Genomic DNA, 22,929 nt, shown 5'->3' on the forward strand with positions numbered 1-22,929 from the left:
GGCTTAGGCGAGACCGTGTTCCCGCCCCTCGGGCCGCGCTATAAACCGGCACGGGCTCATGCGGGGGATACGATGACAGTGAAACTATTCGGCGCACTGGCGCTGATCGCAGCATTTGCCATTCCGGCAAACGCGGGCACGAAGATCGATGATCCGATAGCGTTCGTGAAAGGCGTCTACGCGCATTGGAACACCTCGCAGCCGGAGCCCAAAGGCGTGTTCACGGCGCGCCTCGACGCGCTGGCGGCGTTGGATGAAAAAGAAGCGCATGGCGAAGTCGGGCGCGGCGACGACTTTTCCTTCTGGTGCAACTGCCAGGACGGCGATGTGAAAAACGTGACAGTGAAAGGCTGGACCGTCGCCAACGCGCCGGGCCGTAAAGTTGTCGAAGCCAAATTCCTGCTTGAAGACAAAAAAGAACACCTGCTGTTCTATTTCGAGAAGACAAAGGACGGCTGGAAGATCGACGACGTGCAATCGCTCGCTACCGGTCCGTGGACGCTGTCGGTGATCTACAAGTACGGCTGGCCCGACGGACGCTAAATCATCCGACCACGGATCATCATGCCGCCGGTGTGCGGGCGATCCCGCGCACGAATCTTTCGCGCACGCGACATTTCAAAAAACGACACATGTTTCGTTTGACTACCTGCGGGAGAATCTGTAGATACGTAACTGGGCCACGCCTCCCCAACGAGGTGCTAACATTCTGGAAGGAATGTCGGATGACAAACGATCCGCTGGCTGTGCGTCCTGCACGGCCTTTTTTTTCGTCTGGACCTTGCGCCAAGCGCCCTGGCTGGACTCCGCAAAATCTCCAACTCGATACACTCGGCCGGTCGCACCGCGGAAAACTCGGTAAGGCGCGCCTGAAGGAAGCCATCACGCGCACCAAGGCCGTGCTGGAAATTCCGGCGGATTATCGCGTCGGTATCGTGCCGGCCTCGGATACCGGCGCCGTCGAAATGGCGCTGTGGTCGATGCTGGGCGCCCGCCCCGTCGACATGCTGGCGTGGGAGAGCTTCGGCGAAGGCTGGGTCACCGACGTGATCAAGCAGCTCAAGCTGAAAGACGTGCGGGTCCTGAAAGCCGGGTACGGCGAAATTCCCGATCTCAAACAGGTCGATTTCACCCACGACGTGGTGTTCACCTGGAACGGCACCACCTCGGGCGTGCGCGTCCCCAACGGCGACTGGATTCCGGACAATCGCGAAGGCCTGACCATCGCCGACGCCACCAGCGCCGCGTTCGCGCAGGACATCGCCTGGAACAAACTCGACGTCGTCACTTTCTCCTGGCAGAAGGCGCTCGGCGGCGAAGCGGCTCACGGCATTCTGGTTCTGAGCCCCCGCGCGGTGGAGCGGCTGCAGACCTACACCCCGCCATGGCCGCTGCCGAAGATCTTCCGCATGACCAAAGGCGGCAAGCTGATCGAAGGCATTTTCGAAGGCGAAACCATCAACACGCCGTCGATGTTGGCCGTGGAAGACTATCTCGACGCCCTCAAATGGGCCGAACAGATCGGCGGCCTCAAGGCGCTGATGGCGCGTTCGAACGCCAGCCTGGCGGCCATCACCGATTGGGTGAAGACGTCGAACTGGGCTGCGTTCCTCGCCAAGGACGAAGCCATCCGCTCGAACACCTCGGTTTGCCTGAAGGTGGTCGATCCGTGGTTCGAAGCCCTCGATGCCGAAGCCAAGGCCGCGGCGGCCAAGAAGATCGCCGCCACCCTGGACAAGGAAGGGGTCGCCTTCGATCTCGGCGCCTATCGCGATGCGCCTCCGGGCCTTCGCATCTGGTGCGGTGCCACGGTCGATACCGCCGACATTAAGGCCTTACTGCCCTGGCTCGACTGGGCCTGGGCCAAGGTCAAGGCCGGCTAACCACCCGGACGCCTGAAACGCGACAGACGCATTCCCGTGTCATAGGGTTTGCCGAGCGCATTTTAGGCAAAGGGGGCTTCCGATGGCGTTTACGCCCGAGAACGATCTGGAGAGAGCCATGTTGCAGGCGGTCTCAAATCCGTCCGCGCAAGCCGACTTCTACCGCCTGCTGCTCAGCAGCGAGCTGGTGGCGCTCGGGACCATGGCCGACGCCATGACGCTCGAAACGGTGCAAGGTCCGGCCGGGGAATTCCACCCCGTGTTCACCTCGCCCGCACGGGTCGCAGCGCTGAAAACGAGACCGCTTCCGCAGTTCACGATCCAGGGACGCCGGCTGTTCGAAATCGCCGTCGGCGCCCAGTTCGTGCTCAATCCGGGATCGGTTCCCGACAAGATCATGAAGGCCGATGAGATCGACTGGTGCTTAAAGACGTTTCCGCCGGAAGGCGAAATCGTCGTGCTGCAGCCGAAAGTCTATCCCACCAGACTGGTGAAGGGATTGTGCGTCCTGTTTACCAGCCGGGCGGCGATTGACGCAGCGCATCTCGCCTTCGTGATGCGGACCGGCATCGATACCGAGCCGCATCCGTTGATCGGATTGGAAGCGGAGGGAGACGTTCCTCGCCTGGCGCAGGAAATCTTCGAAGCGGGTGCAGCGATCATGCCCGATGCCCCCATCGAAGTCGTCTATCTCGATCCTCGAGGCCCCTTGGACCCATTGCAAACGCATTTGCTGAGCGTGCCGCCGTTCTACCGGCGGGCGCTTCCACCGAATTGAGAGGGACATCCCATGCCTAAGGTACTCATTGCCGACAAGCTTTCCCCCGCCGCCGTTTCCATCTTCAAGGTTCGCGGCGTCGAGGTCGACGTCAAGACCGGCCTTCCCAAGGAAGAGCTGCTCAAAATCGTCGACCAGTACGACGGCATCGCCATCCGTTCGGCCACCAAGATCACCAAGGACGTGATCGCCGCGGCCAAGAAGCTGAAGGTCGTGGGCCGCGCCGGCATCGGTGTCGACAATGTCGACATTCCGGCCGCCACCGCAGCGGGCGTGATCGTGATGAACACGCCGTTCGGCAATTCGATCACCACCGCCGAACACGCCATTTCGCTGATGATGGCGCTGGCGCGCGAGATTCCGGCCGCCAACGCCTCTACCCACGCCGGCAAGTGGGAGAAGAACCGCTTCATGGGCGTCGAGCTGTACGGCAAGACGCTCGGCCTGATCGGCTGCGGCAACATCGGCGGCATCGTCGCCGACCGTGCCAAGGGCCTCAAGATGCACGTCATCGCCTACGATCCCTACCTGTCGGCCGAACGGGCGGCGGAACTCGGCGTCGAAAAGGCGGAGTTGGACGATCTCCTCAGCCGCGCCGACTTCATCAGCCTGCACACGCCCAAGACGGCGGAAACCAAGAACATCATCTCGGCGGCGGCGATCGCCAAGATGAAGAAGGGCGCGCGCCTCATCAACTGCGCCCGCGGCGGTCTGGTCGATGAAGTGGCTCTCAAGGCGGCGCTCGATTCCGGCCATCTCGCCGGCGCCGCTGTCGACGTGTTCGAGACCGAGCCGGCCAAGGAAAGCGTGTTGTTCGGCAACGAAAAGGTCGTCTGCACGCCGCATCTTGGCGCCTCCACCGAGGAAGCGCAGGAGAACGTCGCGCTGCAGGTCGCCGAACAGATTTCGGACTACCTCATCACCGGCGCCATCGTGAACGCGCTCAACATGCCGTCCATTACGGCGCAGGAAGCCCAGCTCGTGAAGCCGTGGATCAGCCTGGCCGAAAAGCTCGGCGCGTTCGCCGGCCAGCTCACCGAGAACGAAATCCTGGCCGTGGAAATCCTCTACGAAGGCACCGCGGCGACGCTGAACCAGCGGGCGCTGACGCAAGCGGCCCTCGCCGGCCTGCTCAAGTCGCACCTGCCGGACGTCAATATGGTCAACGCACCGGTGGTGGCCAAAGAACGCGGCATCAAGGTCAGCGAAACCCGTCAAGACCAGCGCGGCATTTATGAAGGCTACATCCAGGTGAAGGTGACGACACCGGATATGACGCGCGGCATCGCGGGCACCGTGTTCTCCGATGGTCATCCGCGCCTGATCCAGGTGAAGGACATCAAGCTCGACGCCGAATTTGCGCCGAACATGATCTACGTCACCAACGAGGACAAGCCGGGCTTCATCGGCCGCCTGGGTACAATGCTTGGCGAATCCAAGGTCAATATCGCCAACTTCACCCTCGGCCGCAGTGCGCCGGGCGAGGATTCCATCGCCCTCGTCCAGGTCGACGGCGATCCCGGCGACGACGTCATTGCCGCCATCCGCAAACTGCCGCTGGTCCGCGGCGCCAAGGCGTTAAAGTTCTAAAGCAGCGAGCATTTTTTCTCTTTCCTCCTTCGCGGCGCCCCATGCGCGGAGCGCGTATCGAGCCAAATAGCGAGGGAGGAAAGAGAAATTTGTCCCGTCCCACCACTTCATCCCTCTAGATACGCAAAAAGGCGGGAGTGCCCGCCCTTCCCGAAGAGGTTGGCGCACGGCACGCGCAGGTTAATGCGCGCAGCGACGGCACCGCGATCCTCTCCCTCGGTTTCAAAAGCGACCTGCCCAGGCGAACCGGCCCTCGCGGGCACATATCCTCGGCTATCGCTTACGTGGATGCACACGCCATCCCTTCACCTGTATCTCGCACGTGGAAATTTTTCGCTATCGCAGCCGTATTGGGGCCGCTCTTGATGCAATCCTCCCAGACCTCATTTCTGGAGATGGGAAGCGCTACAGACGATTTCAAGATGTCCAGAAAAATATTGTGGTTTTTACGCGCGAGACGCAGCCGCAATAATTTCCGGAAGATGGACGAATGAAACCGGTCACAATGATGAACGGAATTGGTGAACGAGAGGCGAGGCAATCGCACATGAATGAGGACGCCCACCACTGCGGCCATCCCCGTGGTGCCGGGACTCACTCGCCGTCTGTCGTCACCATGATGAAGTCCGTTGCTCCAGAAGGCTAAAGTTTTCGACTTATTGTGATGCCGCTTCATCCCCGAAAAGCGATATCCATTTTTCGCTAAAGCGCCTGGTACGTGCGGCAGAAAGGTCACCTTGCGGGCTTTTCTGCCGCCGCTCTTTCCCGACGGTCCGGCCGGGACTATCACCCTTCGATGCAGCGACGGAGGGGATGCCGTGTCGCCCGGAGCCTTCATCTACATCATCTGGGGTCTTTGGTTCTTTGCCTGGCTGGCCGCGTCGATCCTCGGCAAGCGCGAACGCGGCAGGCTGCACGGCGGCCTGTCGGCGCTGTTCCATCTCGTCGCCGCCTTCGCGCTGTTGCTGCTGCTCAACCTTCTGAACCCCTTCCCGGCCGCCGACCTGCGCTACGGGCTGTGGTCGACGGGCGTGCCCGATGCGCTCGGCTGGGTGCTCGTGACCATGGCGCTCGCCGCGTTCGGATTCTCCCTCTGGGCCAGCGTTCATCGCATCATCCGGCTTCATCACAGTGCCCGAGTTGTCGACGGCGGACCCTATGCGGTGGTGCGCCACCCGCTTCATGTCGGCGTGATCCTCGCCGCCGCCATAACGGCAGTCCTGTTCGGCGAACCATCGACTCTGAGCGGTGCCGTTCTGTTATCGGCCGCGCTGATCGTGAAAGTGTGCCTCGAAGAGCGCGCCAGCGATGATGCGGCCCATCGCGACTACCGCCGCCGCGTACCGATGTTCGTGCCGTTCTGGCCGACGAGAGATTAGCTGCCGCGAAATACAGCCGGCCTTTTGTCGAAGAATGCCGCCAGCGCTTCGGCGTGATCACTGCTGGCATGCGCATGGCCCTGGGCCTCGGCCGACGCCTGCATCACCGTCGCGAAATCCGCGGTCATACCTTGGCGCATCAACGCCTTGGTCTGGCGCAATACACCCGGCGGCAGGCGCGCGATGGAAACGGCGAGGCCACGCACTTCCTCCATCAGCACGGCGGAGGGCACAACGCGCGAAACGATTCCCCACCGCATAGCCGTCGTGGCATCGAGGGTATCGCCGGTGAAGAACAATTCGGCGGCACGCGCGTATCCGATCACACGCGGCAGAAGCCACGATCCGCCGTCGCCCGGCACCAGTCCGAGCTTGAGGAATGGCACCGAGAACACAGCGGTCTCCGCAGCGACGCGAATGTCGGCGAGGCATGCCACATCGTTGCCAAGCCCGATCGCGGCACCGTTCACCGCCGAAATGAGCGGCACCTCGATGCTCCACAGCGCTTGTACGACACCGTGGATATCGCGCTTATAGGCGGCGGTGATTTCTTCCGGCGTGCCGGCGAACAGGCCCGACTTTTCCTGCATCGCCTTGATATTGCCGCCGGCGGAAAACACCGGCCCGGCGCCGGTGAGGATGGCGCAGCGGATCGCGGGATCGCCATTGATCGCAGCGGCTGCATCGGCGAACAGCGCGCCATCGCCCGGCTCGCCGAGAATGTTGCGCACCTCCGGACGGTTGATCGTGAGTATGACAACCGGACCGTTCTTCTCGATAAGCAAAGCCGTCATGATGCGCCTCCTGTCGGACAGAGCTTAGCGCAGCAGGTGGAGCCCGGCGCGGCATTTGCCAATGCTTAACCACAGAAATTGCGAATCGCCTCCCGCTTAAGTGCGGGTTAGGAGGGGGTCCCCTACCGTCCTGCGGAGGGGCCTTGGTGGGGTGATAATGCGGTTTGGCAGAGTCGATATGGCCGGCAGAGCGGTGGTGCTGGGCGTGGTCGCGGCTTACGCGGCGGGCGCCCTGATTATGCTCAGCATTCTTGTTGCGACATCGCTATGGCCGGGGGCCGCTCCGACCTTCTGACAAACCCCGGCATCACGCGGATAAACGTCATTTCGCGAGTTGGCAGGCCGTCGACAAAACAATTTACACATCCTCCCCAAGCGAAACCGGCGCTCGGAATGCTGAGCCCTGGCGCTTCTCTTTCTGTCACGGAACGATTGCGGCCTGATCGGTGTGTGTCCTTCCCCATAGACGTCGCAGCGGGCTGCACCTCGCCCATAGGCAGCGAATGGCGACAGTGGCGTCATGGTGCGGTATCGCCGCTGTCAGAGCGATGACGGGCGTCACACGCCAGACGCTACGACAGCTTGGAAAGACGGTTTACAGGCCGACGGAGAGGTGGGCGAAAAAACCAGGAAAATCGGGCTTTTTTGATTTGGCACGACGGTTGCTGTCGCTCTTATGCGAGGGCTGCCGTGTTGGCAAGTCTGGGGAAGAAGAGGACATGAGAATGAAGTACGGATTAGCAATTCTGGCCGCAGCCGCCATGACCGTCGCCGCTGGTGCGGGACCCGTCACGTCACCGCCGCCGGTTATTTCTGCCCTGGGCGGCAACGTCACGGCCATCTATATCTTCGCCGATGCCGGCGACAGCAGCATTCTGGGACTGGGCGCGCCTGCCCCGGCCGTTTCCCAAATCTTCTGCAACCATCCGACCGGATCGTGCTCGACGGCAGGCACGCCGGGCGACATCATGAGCCTCGGCAACCGTAGCGGCATGCTGACGTTCACGCTGGATAACACCACCAAGAGCACGTGGTACGACAGCACCAATCCGGACGGCGACGGCAATTACCACGCCAAGATCACGACCAACTATGCCGATTTCGGCGTCGGGACCTTGTCGGCTGCGCTGCAGGCCCAGCTTGCCGGCTACTCGAACATCACGTTCGTTGGCTTCGAAGACCGCAACCTGGCTCAGGGTAGCGACTGGGACTACAACGACCTGATCTTCGCGTTCTCGAATACGGCTCCGACCGGCAATCCCGGCGTGCCCGAACCGCTGACTCTGTCGCTTCTCGGCGCGGGTCTGGCCGGCGTCTTCGGTCTTCGCCGTCTGAAGAAGAAGAGCTGATCGCCCCCCGATCAGCTCTCTACAGGAGCGGTGCCGCCCCGGCATCGCTCCTTTTCTTTTTGGGGTAAGCGCGCAGCCGATGGCTGACGAAGGCGCTCTTATTTCTTTTCCGCCCGGAGCGCTTCGTGGTGGCGGATGACTTCCTTGACGATGAAGTTCAGGAACTTTTCGGCGAAATCGGGATCGAGTTTGGCGTCGTGCGCCAACGCCCGCAGCCGGGCGATCTGCTGGGCCTCGCGCGCCGGATCGGCCGGCGGCAGGCCGTGCTCGGCCTTAAGACGGCCGACGGTCTGCGTGCACTTGAACCGCTCGGCCAAGAGATGGATCAGCGCCGCATCGATATTGTCAATGGAATCACGCAGGCGTTGCAGTTCTGGATCGGTCATCGGCACGGCCCTAGAAAACACTATGTGGAGTCTTAGGCGATCCGACCTGCCCGCCGCAATGCGCCTTACGGCCCATCGGCTTCGAAGGGATGCTCCGGCTCCTTGCAGGATTTGACCCTGGTCGGGGACATCGAGTTGTTCATCTTCCAGCACTCGTCCAGGACCGAGCAATAGCAGCCGCGGAATTGTATCTCCCGCAGCGTCCGGGTGAACCGCCGGCCAAGCGCCGGATTGGCCGGATCGGGGAGATACGCGAACGCCGTCTGGTCATCACCGGAGCGCAGCACGATCTCATTTACCTCCGTGACGGACGTTCTCGGGGAGAGCATGGCATTGGCGGCTTTAGGATCGGCGGGAAGACCGCAACAACGGCGCAGGAGATCGCGCGCCGAACTCACGGGCTGCCCTTTGTAGACGACTTCAAAACTATGGACCTTGGCCGGACCGACACCGGAGTTGCTAAGGCCGAACTGCAGAACACCATGCTCGGAGGAATCGATTTTCACCCAGCCGGTCACAAACGGCCACGTCGACGCCGAGACCATCTCTCGCTGCGTCCACGCGTTCTGGATGGCGACAACCAGCGAGACGACGGACAGGATGATCGCGCTTACGGAAATAATGAGGTCCGCCAGCGAGTGGCCGGTGCGGCGCGGCTGGGCCTGGATGTCCTCGGTCGATACCGCCAGCGGCGGCTCCGACACGCGACCGGCTTCGGACGACTTGATCTCAGACATGCGAACCCCCTCGTACGCGGCATCACCGCACACAAGGGGGCCGCCCTTACGGAAGGGACTACGACTTAGCGGTGGCTGTCAACCTCGAGCCACATGGCGTTCAGCACCGCCAAGGTGACCGCAAAGCCGAGACCCAAGACCCAAGCGAAATACCACATGATGAAACCTCAGTAGTTGGCGTTGCTGTCCGACATGATGTTCTCCGCCCGCACCGGTCCGCGCATGATGCGGTAGACCCAGCCAGTATAGGCCAGGACGATGGGCAGGAAGATCACCACGCAGGCCAGCATGATCTCGAGCGTGAGCTTGGAGGACGAACCGTCCCACACGGTCAGGCTCTGGTCGGGATGGCTCGATGACGGCAGGAAGAACGGGAACAGCGCCAGACCGGCAGTGGAAATCGTGCCCACCGGCACAAGCGCCGAGGAGATCCAGGCGAGAAGCGGCTTTTTCCGCAGCAGAACCGCCAGCACGGCGCCAAGCACGGCCACCAGCGGCGCCAGCCACAAGAGCGGAACGGCCCTGTAGTTGGCGAGCCAGCCGCCAGTGACGAGCGCAACGGTCTTGAGGGTCGGATTGGACGGACCGTTGGGAGCGAGCGCACTGGTGATTTTGTAGCCCTCGAGGTTCTGTACCCAGACGCCGGCCACAACGAACAGCAGAATGAACGCCAGCGCGGCCCACGGCATGATCGCCCGCGCCCGATCGCCCGGCTTGGCGTCCGCCGCCTTCAGCGACACCCAGGTCGAGCCATGCAGAACGTGCATCGCCACGGACGTCAGGCCGCACAACAGCGCGAACGGGTTGAGCAGCGAGAACAGCGTGATCTCCTCATGGAAGCGCAAGTCGCTGTCGAAGCCGTACGGTACGCCGACAAAGAGGTTGCCGAACGCCACACCGAAGATCAGCGCCGGCACAAAGCCGCCGACGAACAGCGCCCAGTCCCACATCGAACGCATGCCGGACGACTGGAACTTGGAGCGGAACTTGAAGCCGACCGGCCTCAGAATCAGCGCCGACAAGAGCAGGAACATCGCAAGATAGAAGCCGGAGAAGGCGGCGGCATACAGCGGCGGCCAGGCGGCGAAGATCGCACCGCCCCCGAGGATCAGCCACACCTGATTGCCTTCCCAGGTAGGCCCAACCGAATTGATGACCACGCGGCGCTCGATGTCGGTCCGTCCGACGAACGGCAACAGGATGCCGGTGCCGAAATCGAATCCGTCCATCACCGCAAAGCCGATGAGCAGGATGCCGAGCAGTGCCCACCAGATCAGACGCAGAATTTCATAGTCCATTTGGTTTACTCCGCCGCAACGAGGGTTTCGCCGACTTTGTGACCCAGCGTTTCGTCAGGCCCCAGCTTGATGTACTTCTTGAGCAGGTAGATGTCGGCCACCAGCAGCGTCGAATAGAACACGACGAAGCCGAGCAGACTGAACAGCACGTTGCCCGCGACCGTCCCCGACACCGCCAGCGAGGTCGGAAGCACGCCGTCGATCACCCACGGTTGCCGGCCATATTCGGCAACGATCCAGCCGAGCTCCGCCGCGATCCACGGCAGCGGCAAGGTCCAGAACGCCGCTTTCAGGAACAGTTTCGAGCTATCGAGCTTGCGCTTGGCCGACAGATAGAAGGCGAGCGCGAACAGAAGGATAAAGTAGAAGCCGAGACCGACCATGAAGCGGAACGACCAGAACAGCACGGGCACATTCGGCACCGTCGAGTTCGCAGCCGCTTGGATTTCGGCCGGCGTCGCGTTCTGCACATCGGGACGGTACTTCTTGAGCAGAAGCCCGTAACCGAGATCGGCAACGTGGGCGTCGAAGGTCTTGCGCAATTCCGCGTTGGTGCGGTCGCGCTTCAGCTTGTCGAGCGCGTCATAGGCGACGATGCCCGACTTGATGCGCTCCTTGGCGGCTTCGACCAGGTTGTTGATGCCGGGCACCTCCTTGTCGACCGAGCGCGTGGCGATGAGGCCCAACACCCACGGGACCTTCACTTCGGCCTTGGTGGTGTGAGTCTTCATGTCGGGGATGCCGAATACCGTGAACGACGCCGGAGCCGGTTCGGTATTCCACATCGCTTCGATCGCGGCGACTTTCATTTTCTGGTTTTGGCCCGCGACATAGCCCGACTCGTCGCCGAGCACGACGACACTGAGCGAAGCCGCCAAACCGAATGCCGCGGCCACAGTCATCGAGCGCTTGGCCAATTCCACATGCCGGCGGCGGGCCAGATAGTACGCGCTGATCGCCAGCACGAAAACCGCGCCGACGACGTAGCCTGCGCTCACCGTATGCACGAACTTGGCCTGCGCCACGGGATTGAACACCACGTCCATGAAGTTCGTCACTTCCATGCGCATGGTCTGCGCGTTGAAGCTCGAACCCACCGGATACTGCATCCAGCCGTTGGCAATCAGGATCCACAGCGCCGACAGATTGGTGCCGAGCGCGAGGCCCCAGGTGATGACGAGGTGGCCCACCTTGCTCATCCGGTTCCAGCCGAAGAAGAAGATGCCCACGAAGGTCGCTTCGAGGAAGAACGCCATCAGACCTTCGATCGCCAGCGGCGCGCCGAAGACGTCGCCGACATAATGCGAGTAGTAGGCCCAGTTCGTGCCGAACTGGAATTCCATGGTGATGCCGGTGGCAACGCCCATGACGAAGTTGATGCCGAACAGCGTGCCCCAGAACTTGGTCATGTCGCGCCAGATCTGCTTGCCCGTCATGACATAGACGGTTTCCATGATGCCAAGCAGGATCGATAGGCCCAGCGTCAGCGGCACGAACAAGAAGTGGTACAGCGCGGTTGCAGCAAATTGCAGCCGGGATAGTTCGACGATATCCATGGTGTCATCCTAACGATGGTCTGAGCCGAGAAGCCGCGCCGAAACGGCGGCCGTATCGGCAACGGTCCGATGGGACGGACTGAAGAACGCCACATAAAGACATGTGAGCAGGACGACCTTGATCGCCAGTACCGCGACTATGTCTTTCCACAAAATCGGACGTTTCATTCCCTGTTCTTCCGCACGATCCCAATCTTACGCCGGCATCTCGCCGGCTGGGCGATTAGCGTAATTCCGACAGAGTCCGCGTGATGTCGGGAGGGCTACCGGCTTCGAGCATTCCTGCGTTCGCCCCCCAGGCGACGCGTGACGCTGATCGCAGTCACCGACAAAGACTCTCATTGTTCTAAGAAAAAGTGCAGTGGAAATAATCCAGCAGGGACAACATGCCGCCCCTTTCGCCACAATTGCTGCGACTGAGAATTTGTCGCTTTTCTACCGTAGGCGGTGGCAACTCACATTCAGCCCGTTTTCCATCCCAATGGAAAAAGGCCGCCATTACCCAATCGACATGTTGGCGAGGCGAACGCGCTTTGCTAGAAATATAATGAAAACAAATAGCACGCTGTATGCCACAACCTCTGTACCGCCCGGATCCACCGCAGTGGGACGACTCGCTGTTCGAGACCGTAGTTGCCGCGGCGATCAACGGTGTCATGGCGGTCAATGAGTTCGGGCTGATCAGCGTCTTCAATGCCGCTTGCGAAGCAATGTTCCAATATCGGCGCGAGGAGGTGCTGGGCCACGGCGTTGCCATGCTGCTCGCCTCGCCGTTCCGGGAGGAATACGAAGAGCGCCTGCGCCATTATCAGGAGACCGGCGAGGCCAAAGGGGCCGGCAAAGGTCGCGAACTCGTCGGCCAGCGCAAGGACGGAACCGAGTTCCCCATTTTTCTGTCGGTCGGCGAAGGCCTCCACGACGGCCGCCGCACCTTCGTGGTCGTCGTCCAGGATCTCACCGACCTCCAACTCGAACGCGCCGTACACGCCCAACAGAGGGCCTTCCTGGCAGCGATCGTCGATTCGTCGAACGACGCGATCATCTCCAAGACCCTCGACGGTAAGGTCACGACCTGGAACCGCGCAGCCGAGGAGCTGTTCGGCTATAGCGCCGCCGAAATGATCGGCACTCCGGTCGTTCGCCTGTTTCCGGAAGACCGTCTCAATGAAGAAGCGGAAATCCTCGAACGGATCCGCGCCGGCCGTGCGCTCGAACACTACGAGACGGTACGCATCCGCAAAGACGGCACGCCGGTCGACGTTTCGGTGACGGTATCCCCCATTCGCGATCTCAACGGCAATGTCATCGGTGCCTCCAAGACGGTGCGGGACATAACCGAAAAGAAGCAGGCCGAAGCCCGGCTCCAGGCCCTTTCGGCGGAGCTCAACCACGTTGCCAGGGTCAGCGAAATGGGCCAAGTATCGGCCGCCATTGCTCACGAACTCAATCAGCCGCTGACCGCAGTTCTCAACTATACCAACGTCGCCAAACGGCTGATCGCCTCGGCCGATGTATCGGCCAAGGCCAAATCCTATGAGGCGGTGTCGAAGGCGGGCGAACAGGCCCTGCGCGCGGGGCAGATCATCCGCCGATTGCGCGACTTTGTCGAAAAACGTGAATCGACCAGGACGCTCGAAGACATCAATGCCGTAACGGAAGACGCGCTAGCCCTCGGCTTGATCGGTAACCATGCTACGGAGATCAAGACCACCCTGGCGCTTGCGCCCGACCTGCAGCCGGTTTTGATCGACAAGGTTCAAATCCAGCAGGTGCTAGTGAATCTCTTGCGCAATGCGGCCGAGGCCATGACCGAATCGGAAAGGCGTGAGCTGACCGTGACGACCTTCATGGTCAACGATTCGTGGGTCCAGGTCAGCGTGGCCGATACCGGCTGCGGGGTGTCCGACGAGCTCGCCGAGCGCCTGTTTCGGCCGTTTGTGACTACAAAAACGGGCGGAATGGGAATAGGACTAGCAATTAGTCGCTCGATCATTGAATCTCACGGCGGCCGGCTCACGATGGTCCCCAACCCAAATGGCGGGACCGTGTTCCAGTTCATTCTGCCGGTCGCGAAACGCTTGGTGGATTGAACCAATGGCCGAATCCGTTTTCATCGTTGACGACGATCCCGACATCCGCGATTCCCTTTCCCTGCTTCTCTCGGCCTCGGGCTACGCCACCAAGGCGTACGAGTCGGCGACCGCCCTGCTCGCCAGCGAAGCGCCCGAATCGGTCGGCTGCCTGATCGTGGATGTTCAGATGCCGGAAATGGACGGCATCGCCCTTCAGAAGGAACTGGTGGCCCGCCGGTCGCCACTGCAGGTGATCGTGATGACGGGTCATGCCGATATTCCGATCGCCGTCGGGGCGATGAAAGCGGGGGCCGTCGACTTCCTCGAGAAGCCGTTCGACGAACCGGTGCTTCTCGACAGCGTGCGCCGCGCGCTCGACCGTGCCTCCACGGCAGGAGATCAGGTCAAGGAAGCCCGTAATGCCGCCGCCCGTCTGGCGCTGTTGACCGAGCGGGAGCGACAAGTTCTCGATCTCATCGTCGCCGGCAAGGCCAACAAGGTCATCGCCCACGAACTTTCCATTTCGCCGCGCACTGTGGAAATCCACCGCGCGCGCGTCATGGAAAAGATGGACGCGGGAAATCTCGCGGATCTGGTGCGAAAAGCCCTCTCTATTCCTTCCTGAGCGGAATGCTTAGGCACTACTCCGTATTTCGCGGAACGCACGATCCGGCTAGATAACCCATGGTCTTATGTGGCTTTCGGGGCCTCTGGTTTGGCGACAATGGTAGACATCATCGACGACGACGACGCAGTACGGGATTCGACGCGAGCCCTACTCGAATCATATGGTTACGAAGTTCGCGATCATGCGTCTGCGGAGCAGTTTCTGCAGGCGCCAGGACTGAAGCCCGACTGCCTCCTGGTTGACCAGCACATGCCCGGCATGACCGGTCTCGACCTGCTCGAACACCTGCGCTCCCGCGGAGATCAGACGCCCGCGCTGATGATGACCGGACGCAGCGATCCCACCCTCGAACCGCGTGCCGCGCGGATCGGCGTCACGCTGCTGCACAAGCCGGTGCCCGAGGACCAGCTCGTTTTGTGGATCGAACGCGCCCGCCAGACCCACGCCTGAGCTCCGTTTACCGTTCTAGTCCGGTGCGCCCCCATGCGCGCCGTGCAGTTTGTCGTGCCGCAGGCACGCGCGGAAAAGCACCTCGCCGACCAGCAAAAATACGGTTTGCAAATCGTTTTAAAGCTGCGGCATCAGGGAAACTCCCAACTTACAGCAATTCAAAAATGGCGCATTCTCGGGACACCAATCACGTTGGGACGAGACGATGTACATGGAGGATTTTCGGAAGCACTACGACAACGAGCGGGCCCTCGGGCACGCCCTGATCGCCCGTGCCTGCGAGAAGTCCACCATGATCCGGCAACGTCTCGCCGTCGTCGCCGAAGAATTACGCCAGGCCGCTGCTACGGCTGGCAACGGAAGCGAAGGCCTCCTCAAGCTCGCGAGCCAGTTCGAACAAAACTCCAAGCCGGGAGACCACACGTGATCGGCAAAGCCCTCAGCACGATCTTACCATTAATGGTCGGGCAATCCCCCAGCTCCGGCCAAGCGTCCCCCTATACCCAGGAAACTGTGTTCGCGTATTTCAACCGACTGAAAGACGAACTTCTTTGGCCCCGGATCCCCGTCCGCATTGCACCCCCGCCAGATGGTGATCCAGCCGATTGCGCCTGACCGGCTCTAGAAATAGACCGGTCAGGCGCACCCTTTCCTTGCCTGCCACCCCCAAACTGGCCGATGCTATCCCGCATGACATTGCGGGGCTCGCCATGATCCAACGACTTTTTACTATCGTTCTTCTGAGCGCCGGACTGGCGGGCGCTGCCGTTGCGGCGCCTTCTGTTTCGAACGCCTGGATCCGGGCAATGCCGGGCGCGCTGCCGGCAGGCGGCTATTTCACCCTCGCCAACCCCGGCCCCAAGCCCGTGACTCTGATCGCGGCCCAATCGCCCGCCTGCGGCTCGCTGATGCTGCATATGACCCACACCATGGGCGGCATGACCCACATGATGCCGGTCGACAAGGTTGACGTTCCGGCCGGCGGCAGCTTCGAATTCAAGCCCGGCAGCTATCATCTCATGTGCATGGAGCCGAAGGCCTTGAAGCCCGGCACGACCGTTCCTGTGACGCTGAAATTCGCCGACGGGACGAGCCTGACGGCCTCGTTCGCAGTCAAAAACGCGACGGGGAAATAGGCTTCAGTCGACCTCTGCCGTGCAGCCCGGCAGGCCGCGCAAGAAGCCATCGGATAGCGGTCCCGGCAAGTGCAGCACCGCGAGCGCCTCACCCGCTTCCTTGGGCGTCGTACTGCCGTCGGCAAGATCGCGATAAACCTGCGCCACCCGAACCATGTCGCAGGTCTGGGGCGACAGCCGCAACGATACGACACCGGCTTCGGCGAGCGCCGTGACGTGATTGACTGCGGTGCTCACGACGTAGCCCTGGGTCTGGATGCCGTTGACGGCCAGGAACGGCACGCCATCGAGCGTGCAGACGTCCATCCCGTCGCTGTGCGCTTCGCAAATGAACTGGCACGAATCCTTGGCCATGTTGGCCTGACGCGCCGCGTAGCAGCGGGCGGACAGTGCCAGCGGCGGACGGCCGAAAGCGAACACTTCCACCGCCTCGTTGCCCTTCGCCATGGTACGGATCGACTCGAGCGGCAATTCCGGCGGCAGGCAGACCCGCGTCGCGCCGAGCTTCAGATGCAGCGCCAAAGTATCTTCGTTATAGATATTGATGAACGGACCGACGACGTGCGCCCGTCCGTTCAACAGATGCACCGTGGCGATATCGTTCGCCTCGATCATATAGCCGGCCTGAATGACATCGCCGATATCGCGGACCTCGCGCTTGGTCGTGGGCAACGCCAGAGTCGCATAGAATACTTCCTTACCGCCGCGCTCGAGCCGGTCGACCACATCGAGAATGACGTCGTCGATGAACGGCTTGCGCTTGGAGCACACCACTTCGCCGATGCAGACGCGATCAACCGGCGCTTCGTCGGCGATGCGATTGTAGAAATCGACCCAGCGGGGCTTCGGCCAGTTGTAGAGCACTGGCCCGAGCGTGAGGGAAAGTCGTGCCGTCATCGCCCCACCTATCTCCAAGCCTTCTTGTACGCGCCGGTGGTTTCGCGCTGGCCTTCGGTCAAGGCGCGCAGCTCGTCGAAATCGACCTTATCGCCGGCCGCCATGGCATCGATCGCCTTGCGGAACGCGCGCACAACGGTCGAGATATACGCCCGTCCGCGCTGGCGCCCTTCGATCTTGAACGCCGTGACGCCGATTTCGGCCAGTCGCGGCAGAAGCTCGACGGCATTGAGACTGACCGGGTCCTCGAACAGATGCGACACAGCCCCTTGCGCCTCGAAGCGGCCTTTGCACAGGGTCGGATACCCGGCAGGCTCGCCGCGTTCGAACCGTTCCACCGTAAAGCCGCCGACGCAGGCCACCAGTGCATCGGATTCCTCGCGATAACTGACATGGCTCGGCGGCGAACAGACGCCCGTCATGTTGGGCGATTTGCCGGTGGCATAGGACGAGAGCATGCAACGCCCTTCTGCCATCACACAGAGCCCGCCGAACACAAATACTTCGGTCTCGCACGGCGCAGCATGCGCGGTGAGGCGCGCGATCTCTTCGACCGTCAGCACGCGCGGCAAAACCACCCGAGCGATGCCGAAGCGGTCGCGATAAAAGGCAATGGCCTCGGGCGTGGCGGCGGCGGCCTGAACCGACAGATGCAGGCGCTGTTTGGGATGGGCCTTACGGGCGTATTCGACCAAACCGACATCGGCAAGGATCAGCGCATCGGCGCCGGCGGCTACCGCATCATCGACGCCCCGTTTCCACAGATCCGTAGAGCCGGCCCGCATGAACGTATTCAGCGCGATGAGGATCTTGGTGCCGTGATCGTGGGCGTACGTCACCGCCTCTTTCATCTCGGCGCGATCGAAATTGAGGCCGGGAAAATTGCGCGCGTTGGTTTCGTCGCGATAGCCGCAATAGACCGAATGGGCACCGGCATCGACCGCGGTCTTGAGACCGGCCGGGGTGCCAGCGGGACAGACGAGTTCGAGCGGAGTGGTCATGCGAAAGCTCCGCTGTTGGGGCCGGTCTCTTCGGGCGCGTCGAGCAGACGGCGAAGTTGCACGAACAGCATCCGCGTGCCGCGATTGACCGGACCTTGCAGACTCTTGGGCAGGCCGAGAACGGTCGACGGATCGAGTTCGGCGTTCTCGATCGCGTTGCGCAACGCCAGTACGGCTTCGGTGTCGCCTTCGATCATCAGGTCGCGCGAGAAGAACAGCGCGTCGCCATCATAGGTACCGTCGATCATGCCGATCAGGACCACCAGCGGCGCGGCGATGCGGGCGTCGTAACCCTGCGCCACCGAACGGCGGACCACCTTGAGATCGGTGCGGCCGCCTTCCGGCTTGATCAGAAATACGAACGGGCAATCCACCGGATCGATCGCAAACGTCCGCCCGGCATACTCGCCGAGCCGCGCCGCAAACGACGGCCGCGCCGCCATGGCGTTGGACAAAAGACGACGCGCGATCACTTCTAGCGGCAAGAGCGGCAGAAAGCCGGTCGCGTTGGTGAATATCGGCGGCAAATGTCCACGCATCGTCTAATCCGTTTCCCCGGACGCAAATTTTAGGCGCGTGGACCGCCGCCTCAACCCGCCGGAGCCACTTTGGCCGGTTTTGTCGCGGGCTTGCGGCAATTTGGAACGGCTACAACCAAGCCGACCGGGACGCGGGCCGATCCACACGCCGGACCGCCGCAGACGTGGATTGCTCCGTATACGGCTCGAAATCGCGCCTGGGAGTACAACCTGTTATCAGATGTTCAATTGTATTCGCGGGACGGAGAGGAAGCCGGCGCAACAGAATTTCGCGGCGGTCTGCGAGAGCGCTAACACAGGCACCCCGGCCAATACCGCAGGGGAAACGGAGACCAGTTGGTTCAGTGCACCAGGAAAGTATAGCCGTCGCAGAGGATGCGCGTGACCGTATTGGCCTGCATCACCACCCAATCGATGCGATGCGACGCCAGGGAAACATCCGTCATGGGCGCCACGCTGTGCACGCCGACTTGCAGCAGGGCCGCAATAGCCAAGCCGATGATCATCGATCGCCGCATACGTCCCTCCTATGTCGATAGGGGGATCGTACTTCAATTTGTGGCGTTTTGCTGGCGGGCGCGATGACAGATGCGTTACCGACATTACCGGCCGGTCACGCAGTTCGTTGTTTTCCTCGCGGTTTGGTCATTTACCGCCCCGCCTCGGAACCGACGGGCGCCAAATCGTGGGACGCCCGTCACACAGTTTCATCCTATTCCGCGGCAGCCTTGTTCGGCGCGCCGGGCGTGGGCAGGTATTCGATCAGTTGCGCGCCGCTCGCATATGCCCGTGACAGCGGCTTCGCCAGCGTAATCCCTGTTCCCGAGACCTGCACTCCGGCGATGTGCGACCGTTTCAGCGGCGCCGTAACAGTGATCTGAAAACCGCCCTGGCCGAAACCCGAAGAGGCCACGACGGCCGTCTCGGCGTTCGCGTTATCATCAATGGTGATCGCCTGGCCGGGCTGGAAGCCTCTGGGATCGGCGATAGCGATGGCCGTTTCGCCGGCAACAACTGCGGCTCGCGCCGTCGTTGCCCCTGACGTACCGATCGCCGCAATTTTCGCAGCCTCGCGTACATCACCCGCGCCAACCAGCACAGTCTGGCCGACATGAAAGTCCGCCACGCGGCTGACCTTCACGACACTCGCTCCGGCCACTGCACCTTGCGGGAGCGTGGCCGCTACCGGATTGCGGAAGTCGGTACAGTTGCTGTCCGTGTCCCTACCATCGGGGAAACGTCCGGCGCTGCTGTTGCTCGAGATCGCATTCACCGGCGGGAAGAGGATCGGGGCGCCGGGTGTCGGCACGAAACAGCCGCCTTTTTCCGCGCCGGAGACGGCGTGATAGCCTTCGGCCGCCCACGGATCGACGATGTTGCCGTTATTGGCGAAGTTGCCGTAGTTGAGGCTGTCGACAATCCTGCCGGACGCATCGCGCAGCACCATGCTGCCCGCGTTCACCGACAGAACCGGACCGCCAAACCACTGGTTCGGCGCCTTCGCATCCTGATAACCGGCTGTCTTCACCACCGCATCGCGAACCGCCGTTTCGATCGGATGACTTTTCGTCAGCGGCCTGTCGAGGGCGATGCCTGTCCCGAGCGCCTGAACGGGCTCATTGGTCGAATGCGGAAATGCCGTGGCAGGCGCAAAGCTGATGCCGGTTCCGCGCACGCTGAAGGGCAGATTGGCGGCATGATTGTACTTCAGCGGGGCCGTCAGCTCGATGCCGGTGCCGAGTTCCACCACATCCTCGTCGCTGATATGCGATGCCGCGAGCGCCGGCTTGAACTCCAGACGCGTCACCATCGGGTCTTCAGAGACGACCGCAGTGATCGTCACCGTCTGCTTGCTCGCCGGTGTTCCGACAATCAGTTTTCCGCCTACGGAGAAATCGAGTTTGTGACTTACGGGCCAACCGCAAACGCCGCGGACCTTGATGGCGGTCGAACCGGCCTTCACATCCTCGACGAGGGCGGTGCGCTTCGCCGCCGTACCGATGCTCTTGACGGTGACCGTTTCGATGCCGTGACCGACACTTTCAATATCGAGACGGATCGTATCGCCGGCTGAGATATTCGCCAGCGCCGCCGTCTGGATGGTGGTGGATCCGGCGGGCGCATCCGCCTCCAGATAGGCTTGCGTGCCCGGCTTGCCGACCGCCGTGACCGTGGCCACTTCGTACTTTTCGACATTGCGGCCGACCACCGGATAGGTGGTGCCGTATCCCAGCGCGATTTTTTCGCCGACCTTGAAGCCCGACACGTCCGCGACAGGAACGTTGGTCGAACCGGCCGGAATCGTGATCATGGGGTCTTCGGCGGGCTGCCACAGCGTCGTGGCGTTGTGAGCTGCGGTCCCGAGGCTGGCGATCTTGCGGGTTTCCGCCGCCACGCCATCGCCAACAACAATCGCGTCACCGACATTCATTCCATCGGTATTGCGGACATGGACGACGGTGTCGCCCGCGTTTGCCGCAACGGCCAAGCCGGAGTTCGACAACCCGAGCAGGTAAAAACCACCCGGCACCAGCTTGGTGCCAGACGGAACCGTCGCGGCCGAAAACACCGCCTGCTGGTGGGCATGCTGCGTCAGCGTCCAACCGGAAATGTCGATCGTCTGCGGACCGGCATTGTAGAGTTCGATGAACGAATTGGTGGTATTGACCGACCCGTCGCTGACCCGGAACTCATTGATCTTCACCGGAGCGACGTTCCGCACTTTTTCCACGGCGGTTTCGGATCGTTTGGCGTTCGCGGAAGTCCACACCGCTTTGGCGACAAGATCGCCATTGAGCATCGTGCGGCCCGCGGTGATCTTGAACGTCGCGCTGACGCTAGCCCCCGGCGCAATCGGGTCTGCAAAGGTTTTTGCCCCTTGCTTGGTGCCGACCGCGGCAACGGTCCAGCCTTTCGGCGCTTCCACACTTATTTTGACGCCCGTGGCGGGAGTACGGGTCGTGTTGGTGAAGGTTACCGTGGTTTCTTGCGAGGCTCCCGGCGAAAACGTTTGAAGTCCCGTCGGCGCCGCGACGGCCGAAGCCGGTGCTACCGACAGCAGCGGCACATCGTATTTCGCCGCCACGACATTGGCCTGCACCGCCTGATCGGTTGCGTCCGACGGGAACGTACCTGCAGCGGTCATGGCGCCTTCGTAGAACGTACCTTGCGAGCCGGTGCTGTTGTCGCCGCCGTTGCCGAGCAGGATAGCCCCCTGCTTGCGCATGGGATCGTAGGTCGCGTCGATGCGCGATCCATCGAACAGAACCGACAGCGGGCCATTCTGTGCATCCCCGCCCAGCGAGGTCCAATGATGCGGCTTGCCTTTGGCCATTGCGGTCACAAACCGCCAGGTGATGCTCTGCAGCGTCTTGCAGAACTTGGATTTGTCTTCGTTGACGCAACCCACCAGGTTGTTTTCCTGGTCCGTCATAATCCACGGGCCGGGCGGCGTACCGTGATACCAGGCCGACGCGTTGCCGTAATACGTCGTCTCCATGGTGCCGTTGCCGTCATCGCGGCTGTCGATCTCCGCATTGCCGTAATCGAAGCAGCAGCCGGAATTGTAGTGCTGGCCGTTGATGACCCAGTACTGCCCTTCGGCCTGATCGTCGACCGCTGTGCCTTTGGCGTCATTGAGGCGAAGCCCCATGCCGGGCGCGATAAAGACGCCATAGGCCTTATGGCCCATGATCGTGATCGGAGCCATGTCGGCCAGCGGAAGATTATTGAACCCGCCCAGGGATGGCCCGCTGAAACCGCCGCGCGGCGCTTGTTTCAGATCGTTGTGCTTGTCGGACTGGTCGTAAAGAATGGAAATCGAACAATGCGTGTTGGCGCAGAACTTATCCTGCGCGGCCGCATCGGCATACCCGCCGGCATCCGTTCCCGAAGGCTGCACAATGCCGATATCCAGCGTCTTGCCGTCCGACCACCGCACGACTTGATAAAGCGGTCCGTTGTAGGAGGCATAGAGCGCGCGGGTTGTGCTGTGCGCCGCAACGCAAGACGTTCCCGCCGCCGCGTAGATATCGCAAGGGCCTTGCGGCCGGGACGGCGGTGCAGCGTGCGCGGGAGATAGTGTTCCGCCGACCAACACCAATGCGAGAGCGGAGCTCCGCATCAATTCTTTTTTCGTTTCCATCGATGTTCTCAATCCGAATAACGGCTGAGAATAATAACTCGGACATTTATTGGTGTCGACGGAAGCGCAAGCCATTCATCGCTTGAGGCAGCCGGCTATCGAAAAATCTGCGCGTAATCACCAAGAATTGAGAACGCGAGAATTGGGGAATTACGACTGGGACGAGTGGCGCACTGTGCTAGATCAGCGTGGTTGATAGGCGCGCTCGTCCCATCCGCTCAGCCAGTTTTTATTCTGACGACGGTGAATGCGTTTGGCTTGAGCGGGAGGGAGAGCTTGGGCCCGACGATGACGACGGGGGCCGGGAGGGGG

The 22,929-nt window shown here is 61.8% G+C and carries 25 protein-coding genes; 12 read left to right on the forward strand and 13 right to left on the reverse strand.

Features of this window, described 5'->3' with window-relative positions:
- Window positions 1-72: 72 nt before the first annotated feature.
- From FHS84_RS02675 to serA, 4 genes are all read left to right on the forward strand, one after another.
- Window positions 73-543, forward strand: a complete 471-nt coding sequence (locus FHS84_RS02675) for a hypothetical protein (protein WP_166930018.1) — start codon at window positions 73-75, stop codon at window positions 541-543.
- A 182-nt stretch (window positions 544-725) separates the two neighbouring features.
- On the forward strand, window positions 726-1,883 hold the full coding sequence (locus FHS84_RS02680) for a phosphoserine transaminase (RefSeq protein ID WP_166930020.1): 1,158 nt from the start codon (window positions 726-728) through the stop codon (window positions 1,881-1,883).
- Between the two features lie 82 nt (window positions 1,884-1,965).
- A complete protein-coding gene (locus FHS84_RS02685; RefSeq protein WP_166930022.1) occupies window positions 1,966-2,661 on the forward strand; it encodes an enhanced serine sensitivity protein SseB C-terminal domain-containing protein in 696 nt (231 codons plus the stop codon).
- Window positions 2,662-2,673: 12 nt separating this feature from the next.
- Window positions 2,674-4,251 (forward strand): phosphoglycerate dehydrogenase, encoded by a 1,578-nt coding sequence (gene serA / locus FHS84_RS02690; protein WP_166930025.1) that lies wholly within the window; start codon window positions 2,674-2,676, stop codon window positions 4,249-4,251.
- Window positions 4,252-4,531: 280 nt separating this feature from the next.
- Here the strand turns inward: serA and FHS84_RS02695 are convergent, their stop codons facing one another.
- Complete coding sequence (locus FHS84_RS02695; RefSeq protein WP_166930027.1) at window positions 4,532-5,089, reverse strand: hypothetical protein; 558 nt, start codon at window positions 5,087-5,089, stop codon at window positions 4,532-4,534.
- On the opposite strand from FHS84_RS02695, the gene FHS84_RS21715 reads away from it, so the two are divergent.
- Window positions 5,070-5,630, forward strand: coding sequence for an isoprenylcysteine carboxylmethyltransferase family protein (locus FHS84_RS21715; RefSeq protein WP_166930029.1), 561 nt, complete (start codon window positions 5,070-5,072; stop codon window positions 5,628-5,630). The two genes, FHS84_RS02695 and FHS84_RS21715, sit on opposite strands and share 20 nt — an antisense overlap.
- Here the strand turns inward: FHS84_RS21715 and FHS84_RS02705 are convergent.
- Complete coding sequence (locus FHS84_RS02705) at window positions 5,627-6,424, reverse strand: enoyl-CoA hydratase-related protein (RefSeq protein WP_166930031.1); 798 nt, start codon at window positions 6,422-6,424, stop codon at window positions 5,627-5,629. The two genes, FHS84_RS21715 and FHS84_RS02705, sit on opposite strands and share 4 nt — an antisense overlap.
- Window positions 6,425-6,581: 157 nt before the next feature.
- Here FHS84_RS02705 and FHS84_RS02710 point away from each other — a divergent pair, with 157 nt between their 5' ends.
- The gene (locus FHS84_RS02710; RefSeq protein ID WP_166930033.1) at window positions 6,582-6,719 is read left to right on the forward strand and encodes a hypothetical protein; all 138 of its coding nucleotides are present in this window, start codon (window positions 6,582-6,584) and stop codon (window positions 6,717-6,719) included.
- A 430-nt stretch (window positions 6,720-7,149) separates the two neighbouring features.
- The gene (locus FHS84_RS02715) at window positions 7,150-7,773 is read left to right on the forward strand and encodes a PEP-CTERM sorting domain-containing protein (RefSeq protein WP_166930036.1); all 624 of its coding nucleotides are present in this window, start codon (window positions 7,150-7,152) and stop codon (window positions 7,771-7,773) included.
- 98 nt (window positions 7,774-7,871) lie between these two features.
- Here the strand turns inward: FHS84_RS02715 and FHS84_RS02720 are convergent, their stop codons facing one another.
- The 6 genes from FHS84_RS02720 to cydP form a co-directional block, all read right to left on the reverse strand.
- Window positions 7,872-8,159, reverse strand: coding sequence for a chorismate mutase (locus tag FHS84_RS02720; protein ID WP_166930039.1), 288 nt, complete (start codon window positions 8,157-8,159; stop codon window positions 7,872-7,874).
- 65 nt (window positions 8,160-8,224) lie between these two features.
- Complete coding sequence (locus tag FHS84_RS02725; RefSeq protein ID WP_166930043.1) at window positions 8,225-8,896, reverse strand: hypothetical protein; 672 nt, start codon at window positions 8,894-8,896, stop codon at window positions 8,225-8,227.
- Window positions 8,897-8,961: 65 nt separating this feature from the next.
- A complete protein-coding gene (gene cydX / locus FHS84_RS02730) occupies window positions 8,962-9,054 on the reverse strand; it encodes a cytochrome bd-I oxidase subunit CydX (RefSeq protein WP_166930044.1) in 93 nt (30 codons plus the stop codon).
- A gap of 9 nt (window positions 9,055-9,063) precedes the next feature.
- Entirely contained in the window at window positions 9,064-10,194 is a 1,131-nt protein-coding gene (gene cydB / locus FHS84_RS02735; protein ID WP_166930046.1) for a cytochrome d ubiquinol oxidase subunit II, read from the reverse strand.
- A gap of 5 nt (window positions 10,195-10,199) precedes the next feature.
- Window positions 10,200-11,750 (reverse strand): cytochrome ubiquinol oxidase subunit I, encoded by a 1,551-nt coding sequence (locus tag FHS84_RS02740; protein ID WP_166930048.1) that lies wholly within the window; start codon window positions 11,748-11,750, stop codon window positions 10,200-10,202.
- A gap of 9 nt (window positions 11,751-11,759) precedes the next feature.
- Window positions 11,760-11,918, reverse strand: coding sequence for a cytochrome oxidase putative small subunit CydP (cydP, locus tag FHS84_RS02745; RefSeq protein ID WP_166930051.1), 159 nt, complete (start codon window positions 11,916-11,918; stop codon window positions 11,760-11,762).
- Window positions 11,919-12,319: 401 nt separating this feature from the next.
- Here cydP and FHS84_RS02750 point away from each other — a divergent pair, with 401 nt between their 5' ends.
- The 5 genes from FHS84_RS02750 to FHS84_RS02770 all read left to right on the forward strand — a co-directional run bounded on the left by FHS84_RS02750 (window position 12,320) and on the right by FHS84_RS02770 (window position 16,036).
- Window positions 12,320-13,840 (forward strand): PAS domain S-box protein, encoded by a 1,521-nt coding sequence (locus FHS84_RS02750; protein WP_166930055.1) that lies wholly within the window; start codon window positions 12,320-12,322, stop codon window positions 13,838-13,840.
- Between the two features lie 4 nt (window positions 13,841-13,844).
- The gene (gene fixJ / locus FHS84_RS02755; protein ID WP_166930058.1) at window positions 13,845-14,447 is read left to right on the forward strand and encodes a response regulator FixJ; all 603 of its coding nucleotides are present in this window, start codon (window positions 13,845-13,847) and stop codon (window positions 14,445-14,447) included.
- A gap of 99 nt (window positions 14,448-14,546) precedes the next feature.
- Window positions 14,547-14,900: a response regulator transcription factor gene (locus FHS84_RS02760; RefSeq protein WP_243850653.1), complete on the forward strand. Its 354-nt coding sequence runs from the start codon at window positions 14,547-14,549 to the stop codon at window positions 14,898-14,900.
- A 211-nt stretch (window positions 14,901-15,111) separates the two neighbouring features.
- Window positions 15,112-15,327 (forward strand): hypothetical protein, encoded by a 216-nt coding sequence (locus FHS84_RS02765; RefSeq protein WP_166930064.1) that lies wholly within the window; start codon window positions 15,112-15,114, stop codon window positions 15,325-15,327.
- Between the two features lie 283 nt (window positions 15,328-15,610).
- The gene (locus FHS84_RS02770) at window positions 15,611-16,036 is read left to right on the forward strand and encodes a copper chaperone PCu(A)C (protein WP_166930068.1); all 426 of its coding nucleotides are present in this window, start codon (window positions 15,611-15,613) and stop codon (window positions 16,034-16,036) included.
- 3 nt (window positions 16,037-16,039) lie between these two features.
- On the opposite strand, the gene ubiV is transcribed toward FHS84_RS02770, so the two are convergent.
- From ubiV to FHS84_RS02795, 5 genes are all read right to left on the reverse strand, one after another.
- Complete coding sequence (gene ubiV, locus FHS84_RS02775; protein ID WP_166930071.1) at window positions 16,040-16,933, reverse strand: ubiquinone anaerobic biosynthesis protein UbiV; 894 nt, start codon at window positions 16,931-16,933, stop codon at window positions 16,040-16,042.
- A gap of 8 nt (window positions 16,934-16,941) precedes the next feature.
- Entirely contained in the window at window positions 16,942-17,934 is a 993-nt protein-coding gene (ubiU, locus tag FHS84_RS02780; RefSeq protein ID WP_166930074.1) for a ubiquinone anaerobic biosynthesis protein UbiU, read from the reverse strand.
- Window positions 17,931-18,473, reverse strand: a complete 543-nt coding sequence (gene ubiT, locus FHS84_RS02785) for a ubiquinone anaerobic biosynthesis accessory factor UbiT (RefSeq protein WP_166930077.1) — start codon at window positions 18,471-18,473, stop codon at window positions 17,931-17,933. The genes ubiU and ubiT overlap by 4 nt, the downstream gene beginning before the upstream one ends.
- Before the next feature lie 341 nt (window positions 18,474-18,814).
- Window positions 18,815-18,991, reverse strand: coding sequence for a hypothetical protein (locus FHS84_RS02790; protein ID WP_166930080.1), 177 nt, complete (start codon window positions 18,989-18,991; stop codon window positions 18,815-18,817).
- 194 nt (window positions 18,992-19,185) lie between these two features.
- Window positions 19,186-22,617 carry an arabinofuranosidase catalytic domain-containing protein gene (locus FHS84_RS02795; RefSeq protein WP_166930082.1) on the reverse strand — a complete coding sequence of 1,144 codons (3,432 nt, stop codon included), beginning with the start codon at window positions 22,615-22,617 and terminating at the stop codon, window positions 19,186-19,188.
- Window positions 22,618-22,929: the final 312 nt, after the last annotated feature.

Source organism: Rhizomicrobium electricum, from assembly GCF_011762045.1.
Taxonomy (GTDB): Bacteria; Pseudomonadota; Alphaproteobacteria; order Micropepsales; family Micropepsaceae; genus Rhizomicrobium; species Rhizomicrobium electricum.

Bases quoted from the DNA above. Each gene is read 5' to 3' on its own strand.
- FHS84_RS02795 (WP_166930082.1), bottom strand. From the start codon at position 22,617: ATGGAAACGAAAAAAGAATTGATGCGGAGCTCCGCTCTCGCATTGGTG.
- serA (WP_166930025.1), top strand. From the start codon at position 2,674: ATGCCTAAGGTACTCATTGCCGACAAGCTTTCCCCCGCCGCCGTTTCC.
- FHS84_RS02710 (WP_166930033.1), top strand. From the start codon at position 6,582: ATGCGGTTTGGCAGAGTCGATATGGCCGGCAGAGCGGTGGTGCTGGGC.
- cydB (WP_166930046.1), bottom strand. From the start codon at position 10,194: ATGGACTATGAAATTCTGCGTCTGATCTGGTGGGCACTGCTCGGCATC.
- FHS84_RS02765 (WP_166930064.1), top strand. From the start codon at position 15,112: ATGGAGGATTTTCGGAAGCACTACGACAACGAGCGGGCCCTCGGGCAC.
- cydX (WP_166930044.1), bottom strand. From the start codon at position 9,054: ATGTGGTATTTCGCTTGGGTCTTGGGTCTCGGCTTTGCGGTCACCTTG.
- FHS84_RS02725 (WP_166930043.1), bottom strand. From the start codon at position 8,896: ATGTCTGAGATCAAGTCGTCCGAAGCCGGTCGCGTGTCGGAGCCGCCG.
- FHS84_RS02705 (WP_166930031.1), bottom strand. From the start codon at position 6,424: ATGACGGCTTTGCTTATCGAGAAGAACGGTCCGGTTGTCATACTCACG.
- FHS84_RS02750 (WP_166930055.1), top strand. From the start codon at position 12,320: ATGCCACAACCTCTGTACCGCCCGGATCCACCGCAGTGGGACGACTCG.
- ubiU (WP_166930074.1), bottom strand. From the start codon at position 17,934: ATGACCACTCCGCTCGAACTCGTCTGTCCCGCTGGCACCCCGGCCGGT.
- FHS84_RS02695 (WP_166930027.1), bottom strand. From the start codon at position 5,089: ATGAAGGCTCCGGGCGACACGGCATCCCCTCCGTCGCTGCATCGAAGG.
- FHS84_RS02675 (WP_166930018.1), top strand. From the start codon at position 73: ATGACAGTGAAACTATTCGGCGCACTGGCGCTGATCGCAGCATTTGCC.
- ubiV (WP_166930071.1), bottom strand. From the start codon at position 16,933: ATGACGGCACGACTTTCCCTCACGCTCGGGCCAGTGCTCTACAACTGG.
- ubiT (WP_166930077.1), bottom strand. From the start codon at position 18,473: ATGCGTGGACATTTGCCGCCGATATTCACCAACGCGACCGGCTTTCTG.
- FHS84_RS02685 (WP_166930022.1), top strand. From the start codon at position 1,966: ATGGCGTTTACGCCCGAGAACGATCTGGAGAGAGCCATGTTGCAGGCG.
- fixJ (WP_166930058.1), top strand. From the start codon at position 13,845: ATGGCCGAATCCGTTTTCATCGTTGACGACGATCCCGACATCCGCGAT.
- FHS84_RS02770 (WP_166930068.1), top strand. From the start codon at position 15,611: ATGATCCAACGACTTTTTACTATCGTTCTTCTGAGCGCCGGACTGGCG.
- FHS84_RS02760 (WP_243850653.1), top strand. From the start codon at position 14,547: ATGGTAGACATCATCGACGACGACGACGCAGTACGGGATTCGACGCGA.
- FHS84_RS02680 (WP_166930020.1), top strand. From the start codon at position 726: ATGACAAACGATCCGCTGGCTGTGCGTCCTGCACGGCCTTTTTTTTCG.
- cydP (WP_166930051.1), bottom strand. From the start codon at position 11,918: ATGAAACGTCCGATTTTGTGGAAAGACATAGTCGCGGTACTGGCGATC.
- FHS84_RS02740 (WP_166930048.1), bottom strand. From the start codon at position 11,750: ATGGATATCGTCGAACTATCCCGGCTGCAATTTGCTGCAACCGCGCTG.
- FHS84_RS02790 (WP_166930080.1), bottom strand. From the start codon at position 18,991: ATGCGGCGATCGATGATCATCGGCTTGGCTATTGCGGCCCTGCTGCAA.
- FHS84_RS02715 (WP_166930036.1), top strand. From the start codon at position 7,150: ATGAAGTACGGATTAGCAATTCTGGCCGCAGCCGCCATGACCGTCGCC.
- FHS84_RS02720 (WP_166930039.1), bottom strand. From the start codon at position 8,159: ATGACCGATCCAGAACTGCAACGCCTGCGTGATTCCATTGACAATATC.